The 13,792-nt window shown below is 64.1% G+C and carries 9 protein-coding genes; 3 read left to right on the plus strand and 6 right to left on the minus strand.

Annotated elements, in window-relative coordinates; all coding sequences use genetic code 11:
- Window positions 1-63: 63 nt before the first annotated feature.
- Together ACE1EY_RS03210 and ACE1EY_RS03215 are read left to right on the plus strand one after the other, a co-directional pair.
- Entirely contained in the window at window positions 64-2,235 is a 2,172-nt protein-coding gene (locus ACE1EY_RS03210) for a thrombospondin type 3 repeat-containing protein (RefSeq protein ID WP_291515157.1), read from the plus strand.
- An 83-nt stretch (window positions 2,236-2,318) separates the two neighbouring features.
- A complete protein-coding gene (locus ACE1EY_RS03215) occupies window positions 2,319-2,723 on the plus strand; it encodes a thioredoxin domain-containing protein (RefSeq protein WP_291515158.1) in 405 nt (134 codons plus the stop codon).
- Here ACE1EY_RS03215 and ACE1EY_RS03220 read toward each other — a convergent pair.
- The 6 genes from ACE1EY_RS03220 to ACE1EY_RS03245 form a co-directional block, all read right to left on the minus strand.
- On the minus strand, window positions 2,681-3,892 hold the full coding sequence (locus ACE1EY_RS03220) for a cyclopropane-fatty-acyl-phospholipid synthase family protein (RefSeq protein ID WP_291515159.1): 1,212 nt from the start codon (window positions 3,890-3,892) through the stop codon (window positions 2,681-2,683). The genes ACE1EY_RS03215 and ACE1EY_RS03220 overlap by 43 nt on opposite strands.
- A 66-nt stretch (window positions 3,893-3,958) precedes the next feature.
- Window positions 3,959-7,852, minus strand: coding sequence for an ATP-dependent RNA helicase HrpA (hrpA, locus tag ACE1EY_RS03225; RefSeq protein ID WP_370299465.1), 3,894 nt, complete (start codon window positions 7,850-7,852; stop codon window positions 3,959-3,961).
- Window positions 7,853-8,118: 266 nt separating this feature from the next.
- Window positions 8,119-8,319: a CsbD family protein gene (locus ACE1EY_RS03230; protein ID WP_291515161.1), complete on the minus strand. Its 201-nt coding sequence runs from the start codon at window positions 8,317-8,319 to the stop codon at window positions 8,119-8,121.
- 460 nt (window positions 8,320-8,779) lie between these two features.
- On the minus strand, window positions 8,780-9,547 hold the full coding sequence (locus ACE1EY_RS03235) for an ATP-binding protein (RefSeq protein WP_291515162.1): 768 nt from the start codon (window positions 9,545-9,547) through the stop codon (window positions 8,780-8,782).
- Between the two features lie 227 nt (window positions 9,548-9,774).
- A complete protein-coding gene (gene ettA / locus ACE1EY_RS03240) occupies window positions 9,775-11,436 on the minus strand; it encodes an energy-dependent translational throttle protein EttA (protein ID WP_370299466.1) in 1,662 nt (553 codons plus the stop codon).
- 104 nt (window positions 11,437-11,540) lie between these two features.
- On the minus strand, window positions 11,541-12,494 hold the full coding sequence (locus ACE1EY_RS03245; RefSeq protein ID WP_291515231.1) for a diguanylate cyclase: 954 nt from the start codon (window positions 12,492-12,494) through the stop codon (window positions 11,541-11,543).
- Between the two features lie 199 nt (window positions 12,495-12,693).
- Here ACE1EY_RS03245 and ACE1EY_RS03250 point away from each other — a divergent pair, with 199 nt between their 5' ends.
- Window positions 12,694-13,695, plus strand: coding sequence for a GAF domain-containing protein (locus ACE1EY_RS03250; protein WP_370299467.1), 1,002 nt, complete (start codon window positions 12,694-12,696; stop codon window positions 13,693-13,695).
- Window positions 13,696-13,792 lie beyond the last annotated feature (97 nt).

Below are 13,792 nucleotides of genomic sequence, written 5' to 3' on the forward strand. Positions count from 1 at the left end.
CTGACGCCAAGGATTGCACGGTTGCCCAAGGACAGGGCGAAACGCGTATTGCTGGACGTCAACATGATCAAACTGCACCAACTGAATCTGGCCTTCCTGGGGATGGTCACCTGGCTGCTCGCCGCAGCATCGGTCTCTGCTTTCGAAACCACGCCTGCCGCCGGCACCCTGTCGCTGGACACGCCGGTGCTGGAGTTCAGTGGCACCACCGACGCCGCCGCCAACGTCACCGGCGTGTGCATCACCGGCACGGTGGACTGCGACGAGTTCGCGCTCACGGTCGACCTGCCTTCGGATGTGCTCGCGACCTACCCGAATCTCAAGATCCGGGTATCGATCGTGGCGGAATTCGACGATATGACCGGCGACTACGATTTGTATGTGAATGATGCCAGCGGCACGGAGGTCGGTGCTTCGGCCACGGCCTCCGGTTCCGAATCCACGGAGATTCCTGCACTGGCCGGCACCAACGACTACACGGTCGTGATCCTGCCGTACACGGTGTTGCTCAATAGCTATGCGGGTACGGTCGAGCTGATCGGGCTTGGCGGCGGAGGCTCCGGCGGTGGGGCCGGAGACGGTCCCAACGCATCCGGGACGGGCTACCCGGATGATCTGCCGCTAACCGACGTGCCGCGCACGGTCGTCAGTGTTATCGACTCCGGGGTGAATCCCTACCACGCGTTCTACCACGCAGGCAGCCCGATCTACCCGATTGGCGCCGAGCCGACGGCGGTCAGCCTGCCGGTACTTCAGGATTTTGGTATCGAGCCGGACTGCGCCATCAACCTCAAGCGGACCGGCGACTTCGCGGCTGACTACCAGGCCGATGTCGACAGCGGATTGTGGGAGCAGGCCTCGATATGCGACATGGTGTGGTTTGTCGGCACCAATGTGCTTGCCAAGACGTTCGGTCCCGGCAGCCGTCCGTATCTTCCGGATACCGAGAGCGACACCCACGGAGTCGGCACCTCGGCGGCCGTGCTGTTCGCCAACCCGGAAGCCGTGCTCGTCTTTGTCGAGGGCATCTCGGATGCCAGCGAAACCTTCGCGATGACACATCCGGCGATCGACTTCGTGTCCACCAGCTATGGCGCCATCGGCAGTATCCCGAGCACCGATCATCTAACCGACAGCTTCGTGGGGACCTACGACTGGGGCAAGCTGCACTTCGGCGCCTGTGACAACTCGCCGTCACCGGCCATCCAGGATTCGACCTGCGGGCCGTGGTGGAGTGTCGGCATCGCCGGTTTTGAGGAGACGCAGGCCAACGAGCCGGGCGACTCCTCCAACGGCCGCCAGATCGTCTCCGGCACCTTCCCGGACTTCATTGCCGACTTCACGCAAACCCTGCCGTACTGCGCCGAGTGCGAGGATGGCTACGATGACGGCGTCGGTGGCACCAGTTTCGCGACGCCGCGTTCGGCCGGCACCGCGTCGAAGATACTGCTGGAGGCGCGCCGCGCGCTGAACTACCTGGGTGGTGCCTACATCGGCAACGGTCGTCCCTTGATGGCCGCCGGTATTCTCGACGGGCAGCCGCTCACGATCACCAACTGGCAGCTACGCCGTGCCCTCGAAGAGGCGGCCTGGGTGCCGGGCGCCGCGGACTACGATCCCGCGCTGGGTGTGGGCGAGTTGGCCGCGCCGATCCTCGATCCGGCGGCTTGGGTCCAGGTCGGCTGGGGAGTGATTTCCCCGGCTGATGAGGCCGAGGTGATCAGCAAGACGCTCAGCCTGCTGGGCATTACCGACGGCGACGTCACCGGCAAGGACGCCGGCTTCTGCGAGTTCCAGAATGGCCTGATCGCCACCCGCAAGCTGTATTGGGACACGGTGACGGTCGACAGTCAGACCTTCCTCAACGCCCCCAGCCCGGACCCGTACATTTATTGCGATTCCACTGCGGCACTCACCGCCGATACGGGCGATGGCAGCCCGCAGGACAGCGATGGTGACACCGTGACGGACGATGTCGACAACTGCCCCGTCACACCCAACACCGATCAGGCCGATGCCGACGCGGATGGTTCTGGCGATGCCTGCGAGAAGGGCGCCGTCGGCGGCGGTGAGCCGGAAGAACCCGAGGATCCGGAAGAGCCAGAGGAGCCTGTGGGCGACACCGGGGATGACGAGGTTCAGTCACCCACGGGATCTGCTGGCGCCATGCCCTGGCTGGCGATGCTGTGGCTGTTGACCGCCGTGGGTCTGCGGCGACGCGGCAACGCGGGCTGAACTGCGATCTAGAGCATGGCGGCAGACCAACCTCTGCCGCTATGCTCCGCGTTTGCACCCACCTTTTGCCCGTTAGGAAAGCCATGAATCGTTTACTCACAGTCGCACTGCTGGGCCTCACGCTCGTATTCGCAAGCGCGTTGACGCCACTTCAGGCACAGGACAAGCCCGCGGCGGTGCTGTTTCATGCCGACTGGTGTTTGAACTGCAAGCTGATGAAACCGAAGCTGGCTGCGTTGCAGGCCGATTACGGCGACCGCATCGAGTTCATGCGGGTGGATTACACGACGGATGCCGCGCGGGTGGAGGGCAAGGCGATCGCCAAGGCGCGTGGATTCTCAGCGCTTTATGCCGAAAACCGCTCCACCGGCTGGGTTGTGCTGCTACAGCCCGATGGCACGGAGACCGGCACCCTGACGGTGACGATGGAAGACGAGGAAATGCGTCAGGCGCTGGATGCCTTGCTCGCTGCCTCGTCCGGCGCGTAGAGGTAGTTTCGCGTCAGCGGCAGGCGCTCCAAATCATGCGTGAGCTGCAGGTGGAACACCATCATGTCGCCTGCTTCAAAGCTGGCCTGCGAGCCGCATAGATAGAACTCCCACATCCGGCAGAATGCCTCGTCGTAGGTCTCGACCCATTGCGGTCGTACGGCGGCGAACCGCTCGCGCCAGGCCGCCAGTGTCTTGGCGTAGTGCAGGCGCCAGATCTCGATGTCGTTGCTTAGCAGGCCATGCGGTTCCAGCGCCTCGGCGGTTTCCGATAGGGCGGGGATATAGCCGCCTGGGAAGATGTACTTCGCGATCCAGGGGTTGGTCCGCCCTGGTGGCGAGAATCGCCCGATGCTGTGAATCAGCGCCGTGCCATGGGGCTTCAGGCACCGGCGAACCTGGTCGAAATACGTGCGGAACTGCGGCCGTCCGACATGCTCAAACATGCCGATGCTGACGATGGCATCGAAGTCGCGATCCAGGGTCCGGTAGTCCAGCAACTCGAACTGCACCCGCTGGTCGAGTCCGCGCTCCCGGGCGCGTTCACGGGCAACGGCGAGTTGCGCCTGAGACAGGGTGATGCCGGTGACGCGAGCGTTGTACTGCTCGGCAAGAAACAAGGCCATGCTGCCGAAGCCGCAACCGATATCCAGCACCTCGGCACCCGGTTCAAGGTCCAGCTTGCGGGCGATGTGGGCGCACTTGGCCTGCTGGGCCGCTTCCAGCGACATGTCGGGCTCGGAAAAATAGGCGCAGGAATAATGCAGGTCCGCATCGAGAAAGCTGGCATAAAACGCTGGCGGGCGATCGTAGTGGTGGCTGACATTGCGCCGGCTGAGCTGGCCGTAGTCCCATTGCCGCAGGTTGCCCTGCAGCTTGGTGATCTCGCGTCCCACGCGGCCAGGTTCCAGGTCTTGCTGGATGAGCGCGGCCACGCGGAGCACATCGATCAGCGCGCAGTCGGCAGGCTCCCAGAGCCCCGCCACATAGGCCTCGCCAAAGCGCATCTTCGGGTCCAGCGCAACGCGCCGGAGCACCGAGGCATCACGCGCGCGAATGCCCGCCTGCTGCGCGCCATCGCCCAGCACGTAGCGCGCGCCATCATCGAGCTCGATCGTTAGAGCAGCCCGATGAATCTTGCGTCCCAGCATGTCCAGCAACCACTGCATGGCCTGAACAATTACTGCCGTCGTGTTCACCCTGTCAAGCGGCTGGCGGCCCGCCGCTGCTGGTTGCTAGAGGGCCGAGATCGCCGCGTCCAGACGTTTTTCGGAGACCTTGATCGCCGTTCCCAGAGGTTGGGCGAACACCTGAACCCGGAACTCCTCGACCATCCAGCGCAGCTGCACCAGCGTTTCCGTCGGTTCTCCGCGGCGGGCGGCCCGAGCGGCCAGTTCCTTGTAGCGATTCCAGTACCGCTGCACCGGGCGGGCGCGCTCCTTGTCGCGGTTGATGTCTTCCTGCGCGAGCTTGTCCAGCCGCATTTCCACCGCTTTCAGATAGCGGTCGAGGTGCCTGGGGTCCGGCAGGCATCGTAGACAGCCCGTGAACACCAGGTGGTCGAGCTGATCCTGAATGTCGTTGACGGCAGGCATCCAGGGCAGGGGGATGTTGCGGCTCAGGCGCTTCTTCAGCGCGACCCAGCGGCGCAAGGCCGGCGCGGCGCGTGCCCAGATCGCCAGGCCGTCCGCCACCGCCTGTGCGCGGACGGTCTCGACCAGCGACTGATACTCGGACTGGCTGCGTGGCACGGCATCCAGACGTTGGTGGATCAGCGTTTCGAGCAGGTCGGCGAACAGCACGGGTTCCGGGTCGCGCTGCAGCCGATCGCTCAGGCCGGCCGGCGCCAGTGCTGCGGGTGGCGGCTCTGGCAGCCGGGCTGCAGCCAGCAGTTTCAGATCGTCCAGCTCGCGTTTCAGAAACCGGGTCTGCTGCGGTATGGCCAGGCGGACCAAGCGGATCACCCCCTGGCGATGCCAGCGTGCGGCCTTGTCGGCATCGTCGACCAGTTCCAAATCCACTGACTGGCCGCGGTCGACCAATGTCGGCACGGCGGAAAAACGCACGCCGCCATGGTCCAGGTCCACTGTCTCCGGCAGGTCGTCAACATCCCAGTCGGTCAGGCCGGTGCGGGCGAAGCCATCGTCCGGCAGGGTTTGCACGGCCTCGCGCGCCTGGGCGCCGAGCTGGTCCCGCAACGCGTCGATATCCCGGCCAGATGCAAGCAGTTCGCCACCATCTCCCACCACTTCGAAGCGCATTCGAAGATGGGGCGAGGCCTCGAAATCCTCCCAGACCGTGGCCGGCAAGGGCGCACCGGTCATCCGGTGCAATGCGTCGCGCAGCACGGCTTCCAGCCGGCCTTCGGCGAACGGGAGCGTCTCGCGCAGCCGCCGCGCCGTGTCAGGCACCGGGACAATCTGCCGGCGCAGCGACTTGGGCAAGGCCTTGAGTCGCTCGGTGATGGCATCCTCCAGCATCCCGGGCACGAGCCAGTTGGCGCGTGCGGCATCAAACTGATTGAGCAGCGGCAGCGGCACCACGGCCGTGATGCCATCTTCCGGATGGCCGGGTTCGAAGTGGTAGCGCAGTGCGATCCGGGTAGAGCCCATGCCCAGCGTTTCCGGGTAGTCCTGCTCGGGCAGGCTGAGGCCGGCATGCCGGAGCAATGTTGCCTCGTCAAAACGCAGGCCGGTGTCCGGATTGGATTTCAGCCACTGCTGCAGCGACACGCGGTCGCGGATATCGGCCGGCAGGCGCTCGTCATAAAACGCGAACTGTGTGACCTCATCCACCAGCAGATCACGGCGTCGAAACCGCGCTTCCTGTTCGGCGATGGATTCGACCAGCGTTCTGTTGTGCGCGAGAAACGCCGGTTCCGTGCGCCCCTCCCGGACCAGCCGCTGCGGTATCAATGCTTCGCGAATGAAGAGCTCGCGGGCCGCCTCGGGGTCGATACGGCCGAAATCGACCTTGCGGCTGTCGGCCAATGGAAGCCCGAACAGGCGAATCCGTTCGCTGGCCTCAACCCGGCCACTTTTGACCGACCAGCGCGGGTCGTACTGCTCGCGTGTCAGCAGGTGGGCGCCGGCGCTTTCGATCCATTCCGGCTCAACCTTGCCGATCTGGTGCGCATAAAGCCGGGAGGTTTCGAGAATTTCGCCGGCGACGATCCACCGTGGCGACGCCTTGGCCACGCCGGAACCGGGAAAGATGCGGAACTTGCGGTTGCGCGCGCCGATGTATTCGCCGCGCTCGTCGTGCACGCCGATCTGATCGATGAAGCCGGCCAGCACGACCTCATGCAGCGCGCGCAGGTCAGTGCCGGCCAGCTCGCCGCGCGGTGGTTCGGCGGGCCATTGCAGGTCGCGTTCGATCTGCCGCAGCTGGCGTGCCAGGTCTTCCCATTCGCGCATGCGCATGAAGTGGATGAAATGCCGGTGGCACCAGCGCCGCAGGCCGTTGGTGGACTCATCGCGCTTGGCGGACTGAAACGCGTCCCAAAGCTTGAGCAGGCTGATGAAGTCGGATTGCTTGTCGGTGAACTCACGCTGCGCCTCGTCGGCCGCCTGGCGCTTGTCGGCCGGTCGCTCGCGCGGATCCTGAATGGTCAGGCCGGCGCAGAGCACGCGGACGGCCGGCGCGATCTGCGCCGCCTGACCGGCGATCAGCGCGCGACCTATCCGCGGATCCAGCGGCAGGCGAGCCAGTTGCTGGCCGAGCCGGGTGATGCGCCCGCGCTCGTCCATCGCCTTGAGCATCTGCAACAGGCGCATGCCATCGCGGATATAGCGCCCCTCAGGCGGGTCGATGAACGGAAAGGCCTCGATCTCGCCGAGCTGCAAATCGGCCATGGTCAGCAGCACGCTGGCGAGATTCGTGCGGCGGATCTCCGGATCCGTGAACGGCGGGCGGTTGTCGAAGTCGTCCTCGTCGAACAGGCGGACACAAATACCTTCGGCGACCCGCCCGCAGCGGCCCATGCGCTGCTTGCAACTGGCCTGCGACACCGGCTCGATGGGCAGACGCTGCACGCGTGAGGCGGTGGAGTAACGGCTGATGCGCGCCAGCCCGCTGTCGATCACGTAGCGAATGCCGGGCACTGTCAGCGACGTTTCTGCCACATTGGTGGCGAGTACGATGCGGCGGCCGCGGCTGGGCTTGAAGATCGCATCCTGTGCGCTGCGGGTTAGCCGCGAGTAAAGCGGCAGCACCTCGGCGCCGCTGAAGCGGCTGTGGGCCAGCGCCCGACCCAGATGCTGATCGGCATCGCGAATGTCGCGCTCCCCTGGCAGAAAGACCAGCACGTCGCCCGCCGCCTCGCGCCACAGTGTCTGCACCGAGCGCCAGATCGCCTCGGGCAGGTCATCGCTGTCGGTGGGTGGCGCGTAGCGGACCTCCACCGGATAGGTTCGCCCTTCCACCGCGACAATCGGGGCGTGATCGAAGAACGTGCTGAGCCGCTCCGGGTCGATGGTGGCCGAGGTGATCACCAGCTTGAGATCGGGGCGCTTCGGCAGCATCCGCTTCAGGTAGCCGAGCAGGAAATCGATGTTCAGACTGCGCTCGTGGGCCTCGTCGACGATGATGGCTTCGTAGCGATTCAGAAAGCGGTCGCGCCGCGTCTCGGCGAGCAGAATGCCGTCGGTCATCAGCTTGATCTGGGTGTGCTCGGACACCGAATCGTCGAACCGGGTCTGGAACCCGACCAGTCCGCCCGGCGTCTGTCCCAGTTCATCGGCGATGCGCTGGGCCACGCTGCGCGCGGCCAGACGCCGCGGCTGGGTGTGGCCGATCAGGCCGGCGGCGCCGTAACCCATATCCAGCAGAATCTTGGGCAGCTGCGTCGTCTTGCCGGATCCGGTGTCGCCGGTGACGACAATCACCTGATGGTCGCGGATCGCCGCGGCGATGTCCTCGGCGCGCTGCGTGACCGGCAGCTCGGGCATTAACTGCACCGCTGGCTGTGCGGCGCGTCGTGTGGCGACGCGGGTCGCCGACGCCTGGATCTGGCCGAGCAGCTGGTCGCGGTCGGCCGGTTGCGACGCGCGTTTGAATTCGCGCTTCAGGCGGTGCCGGAGGCGGGATTCGACCTGCGACCAGTCGGGGGGAGTGGGGAAGTCGGGCATCGGGGGGACGCAGCTGGCGTCGAATTGAATCGCCGAAGTTTACTGCCTTGTACTTGGTGGTGGTGCGTGTCCCCTGAAAAGGGTTCTGCGGACAGGCGCAAACCCAGCCAGGTTCAAGCGAAGCCGATTGCGAACACCATCCGTGAAAAAACGGTCACGCATAAAAAAGGACCGCATCCTGCGATGCGGTCCCAGCGACCTGCCCACGCGCGGGGGGAGGGGGGAACGTAGGGGGTCGCGTACTGGGGCTAGCTAAACGCTAACCTTCAGTTCAGTTTGGAAGCGATCTCATCCAGTTTCTGGTCGATCGATTCCTTTGTATCGCCATACTTTTCCTTGATGCGGCCAACGAGTTCCTCGCGGTCACCCTTGGCGCCTTCAAGTTCGTCATCCGAAAGGTCGCCGTAGGCTTGGCGAAGCTTTCCCTTCATCTGGTCCCACTTACCTTCCCATTGGTTTTCGTTCATTTCGGACTCCTTAGACTTAAAGCCAGTTTCAAACTCGATCCTGTTTGCCCCTGCTGCGACGTGTGCGTGTCGTCGTGCTCAGCAGGTGGAGCCACGATAGGGAGCAGCCCAGGGGTCGTCTACTGTCTCAGAAGGGCGACAGAGGACGTTTATTCCGGGTGGGATCTTTGCTTTTAACTGCTTGAAAAGTCGATAAAAACACCCCGTTCTAAGGGTGTCGCCGGATTGGCGACAGGCTGGAACTGGGTGGTCGCCTATCGCTGCGGTGGCCAGCGAGGAGTTCAGGATTTTTCGATGTTCTTCGCCCTTTGCAAACCTGTCGGCGATCGACAAATCGGGGGGTGAAAAAAAGTTGAAAATTTTCTTGAATCGACGGTTCCAGGCTCCTCCTGATGCGCGACGTTGCGCATCAGGAGGGTGAAAAGCGACCGTGGGAGCCGTCGCGGGCGGGACAAGCGGCTCAGATGCGCTGTGATCCGACCCAGTGCCGGGCGAATTGGTGGGCCGTGCGGCCGGAACGGGATCCACGCGCGAGCGCCCATTGCAATGCAGCCTTGCGGGATTCGTCGGTCATGGCGGTGCCGCCGCCCAGGCGAGCGATGTGAGCGGTGACGATCTCCAGGTATTGCGTCTGGTTGAACGGGTAAAAGGACAGCCAGAGGCCGAACCGGTCCGACAAGGAGATTTTCTCTTCCACCGCTTCGCCGGGATGGATCTCGCCGTCCAGATTGTGTGCATCCAGGTTATCGGCTTTGGGTTCCGGCAATAGATGGCGGCGATTGGATGTCGCGTACAGCAGCACGTTGTCTGGTGGCGCCTCGATGCTTCCATCCAAGGCTGCCTTGAGCGCGGTGAGCGCCGGGCCGCTGTCCGTGACCGAGAAATCATCGACGTAGAGCAGAAAGCGGCAGGCGGATCCACGCAGTGGTTCGACGATACGGGGCAACTCCGTGAGTGCTTCCGGGGCGATCTCCACCAGACGCAGCCCCTCGGCGCCGAACGGGTTGAGCAGAGCCTTGACCAGCGAGGATTTGCCGGTGCCACGTGCACCGGTTAACAGCACATGGTTCGCTGGCGCGCCCGCGACGAACTGCCGCGTGTTCTGCAGCAGCCGCGCTTTTTGTGTGTCCACGCCAAGTATGTCGTCGAGCGCGACCCGTTGCGGATACTCGACCGCGTTGAGCCGGTCATCGCGCCAGCGCCAGGCTAGCGGGGTGGAATCAAGCATGAGAGGGGAATTGCGCAGGCTTGGCGCAGTTTAACCGGCTGGCAGATGAGGCGCTTCGGCCCAGCGCGTGGCTTGCGGCGTTGGTGTGCGCTCGCAACACGTGTTCTGGACAAGCGGCTAAGGCTGCTCCCGCCAATGGCCAAGCGCAGACCGCTGCTGGCCGCCGAAGCCCGGTTTCTGCGGTTCCTGCGCAGCCGCTGATCGTGGCGGCCGCGCAGGGCCGGGTTTTAGGAGATCTTGCGCCGAGTGGCCTTCACATCGACGCCGACTTCCTTGCCATGGCGGCGCTTGTAGTCGGCCGCGTAGTCCTGGTAGTTGCCTTCGATGAATTCCACGGTGTCATCCTCGAACGCGAGAATGTGGGTGGAGATGCGGTCGAGGAACCAGCGATCATGGCTGATCACCAGGACGCAGCCCGGATAGGCGAGCAGGGCGTCTTCCAGCGCGCGTAGCGTTTCCACGTCCAGGTCGTTGGTGGGCTCATCGAGCAGCAACACGTTGCCGCCGGCGGCCAGCAGCTTGGCCAGATGTACGCGGTTGCGTTCCCCGCCCGATAGCTTGCCGACGCGCTTTTGCTGGTCCGTGCCCTTGAAGTTGAAGCGACCGACATAGGCGCGCGACGGCACCTCGTAGTTGCCGACCTTCATGATGTCGTGACCACCGGAAATCTCTTCCCAGATGGTCTTGTCGTCGTCGAGATGATCGCGTGACTGGTCGACATAGGCGGCGTCCACCGTATCGCCGATGCGAATCGTGCCGCTGTCCGGCTGTTCCTGGCCGGTGAGCAGCTTGAAGAAGGTGGACTTGCCGGCGCCGTTCGGGCCGATGATTCCGACGATGGCGCCCCGCGGAACGGTCATGCTCAGGTTGTCGTAGAGCTGGCGATCACCGAAGGACTTGCTCACGCCCTCCAGCTCGTAAACCAGCTCGCCCAGGCGCGGGCCAGGCGGAATGTAGATCTCGTTGGTCTCGGACCGTTTCTGCGTGGTCGGATTCTGCAAGTCCTCGAACTGGCGCAGGCGAGCCTTCGATTTCGCCTGACGACCCTTCGGGTTGGAGCGCACCCATTCGAGTTCCTGGCTCATGGCCTTGGTGCGTGCGGCTTCGGTCTTGGCTTCCTGCGCGAGACGCTTCTCCTTCTGTTCCAGCCAGTTGGAGTAATTGCCTTCGTAGGGGATGCCGTGGCCGCGGTCGAGTTCGAGAATCCAGCCGGCGACATTGTCCAGGAAGTAGCGGTCATGGGTGACCGCCACGACCGTGCCGGGAAAATCGTCCAGGAACCGTTCCAGCCAGGCCACCGACTGCGCGTCGAGATGGTTGGTCGGCTCATCCAGCAGGATCATGTCGGGCGCGGACAGCAGCAGCCGGCAAAGCGCCACCCGCCGACGTTCACCGCCCGATAGCTTGGTCACGTCGGAGTCCCAGGGCGGCAGGTTCAGCGCGGTGGCGGCCTTGTCCAGCTTCTGGTCCAGGTTATGCGCGTCACCAGCCTGCAGAATCGCCTCCAGCTTGGCCTGCTCGGCGGCCAGGGCATCGAAGTCCGCATCCGGCTCGGCATAGGCCGCGTAGACCTCGTTCAACCGGTCCTGCGCGTTCTTGATCTCGCCCAGGCCGTCCTCGACGTTGCCGCGCACGTCCTTGGCGGGGTCCAGGTCCGGCTCCTGCGGCAGATAGCCGATGTTGATGCCGGGCTGCGGGCGCGCCTCGCCCTGAATGTCGGTGTCGATGCCCGCCATGATGCGCATCAGCGTCGACTTGCCCGAACCGTTGTAGCCCAGCACCCCGATCTTCGCGCCCGGAAAAAAGGACAGCGATATGTCTCGCAGAATCTGTTTGTCCGGCGGCACGAGCTTGCCGACGCGATTCATGGTGTAGACGTACTGGGCCATGGTGTTGAGCTTGTTGGCGGGAAGGGCGCGGATTATTGCTGATTGCGCCGGGGTGATGCGAATGCGCGGTGGCCGGATCGGAGCCGGGCCGCGCTTTGACCCGGTTAGACCAGCCAGGTTTCGACGCGGTTGCGACCGTGGCGTTTGGCTTTGTAGAGCGCCTTGTCGGCCCGTTCCAGCAGGCTGGGCAGGTCCGGCGCCTCGCGGCTCAGCGTGGCCACGCCGATGCTCGCGGAGATCTGCAGCGGACCGGCCGGCGAATCCACCCGAGAACGGTAGAGCGCAATGCGCGTTCGGCCGCAGAACTCGATCGCCGGCTGGGTGTTCGCCCTTGGCAATACCATGGCGAATTCTTCGCCGCCAAGCCTGCCGATGATGTCGATCTTGCGTGCGCTCTGGCGCAATACTTCCGCCACATGCTGCAAGGCGATATCGCCGACGTGGTGGCCGTAGTTGTCATTCACCGCCTTGAAGTGGTCGACATCCAACATGGCGACCGAGAGCGGATCACCGTAGCGCCGGGCACGTTCGATTTCCTGCTCGGCCTTTTCGGTGAAGTGGCCGCGGTTCGGCAGGCCAGTCAAGGTGTCGGTCGTGGCTTGCGTGTACAGCGCCTTCTCACGTTTGCGGTCGGCGGTGATGTCGCGAACGACCTCGACGAACCCGGTGTGGGTGCCCTGCGTATCGCGCACGATGTCCAAGGTTGCGAGTGCCTGGAAACGGCCATCGGCGCCACGGCGGCGCCAGTGCTCGTCGCTGTAGTGGCCGTGATACTTGGCAAAACCGAGAATCTGGCCCGGCAGGCCGGCGGCGCGGCTGGCGTCATCGAACAGCGCGGCATAGGGCTGGCGCACGATCTCATCATGCGTCAAACCGGTCTGTAGTTCCGCGCCGTGGTTCCAGGTGAGGATGTTGCCTCGCGCGTCGATCAGGTAGACGCCAAAGCCAGAGATGCTCTGCACCATCGCGGCGTAGGCCAACGGAGATTCGGCCAACAGACCCGTGAAACGGCGCGGGTCCACCGCCCGCAAATCGCCCCCTGCAGCGCTGCTTGTCATGATCTTACGATGTGTCCCTCACCGGGATCATGATCCCACATTCGGCAGCGGGCTAAGGCGCTTGCCAGGTCTGCGCGGCTATTCGGTAGCGATCCGCTGGGTCAGCGGACTCTAGAGGCTACGGGAACCCGGCCAACGAGCGATAAGATGGGACGCGGCCGGTGGATGCGACATGTGTCCGGTTGCCAGGGGGGGTGTGATGACACGTAGCTTGAACGAGGCGCATGAGGCCACGGCGACGCTGACGTCGTTACTCCAGACCCAGGAGCTTGTTCGGCGCATCGTTGCGCGTCTGCTTCATGTGGATGTGATGGCCGTGGATGCGGCCATCGACGCCGGGCTCGCCGAGCTGGGCGAACATCTGAGGGTGGATCGCGCCTACGTGTTCGTGGTCAACGGCAGCACCATGCGCAACACGCACGAGTGGTGCGCGTCTGGCATCCGGCCGGAGATCGAGAACCTTCAGGCCTTGCCGAACTCCGCGTTCTCATTCTGGATGGACGAACTCGGGCAGGGCAATGCGGTCCTGATCTCCGATGTTGCTGCATTGCCGGATCACCGGGAGTCAGAGCGGGAGATTCTTGCAGCGCAGGACATCCTGTCGCTGGTTGTCGTGCCGATGTTCTCGCTGGGTGTCCTGGTCGGCTTCGTTGGCTTTGACGCGGTGCGGACACACCGCACATTCAACACCGGAGAGGTCAATTTGCTCCGCTCCATGGCCGATGGCGTCACCGCCGTCCTGGTCAGCCGCAAGGCCGAAGCCAATGCGCTGCGCTCCGAGGCCAAGCTCGCGGCATTGACGCGTCACGCTTCGGACTACGTGATCGTGTTCGGCGAGCGTGGCGTCCCCGACTACGTGAGTCCCTCTCTGCACCGCTTTGGGGTCGAGCAGGTGGTGGCTGAGCACGGCTGGCAGGCGCTGCTGCATCCGGACGATCGGCCGAATGTCCAAAGCCGGATCGACGAGTTGCTGCGTAACAAGCCCGGTGGTGTGGCCCGGCTACCCGACTGTCGTCTGCAAAATGCGCAGCAGGGCTGGCGCTGGATCGCCGGTACCCTGAGCGACTTTCGAGCCGATCCGGCGATCCGTGGCTTGCTGCTCAATGCCCACGACATCACCGAGCGAAAGATCATTGAGGGTCGTTTGGTCGAACAAACGTATATGGACTCCTCCCGCAACCGAGCAGTTGAAGACGCATAGATCAAAGCGATAGAGGTGCGGTTGCGGTCGTATATTCGGCCTGTTGATGGGCTCGTTGGCCCTGGCCTTCATGGATATCCGCATCGGATCGTGCCAC

The organism is Abyssibacter sp. (assembly GCF_964229365.1).
Taxonomy (GTDB): Bacteria; Pseudomonadota; Gammaproteobacteria; order Nevskiales; family OUC007; genus Abyssibacter.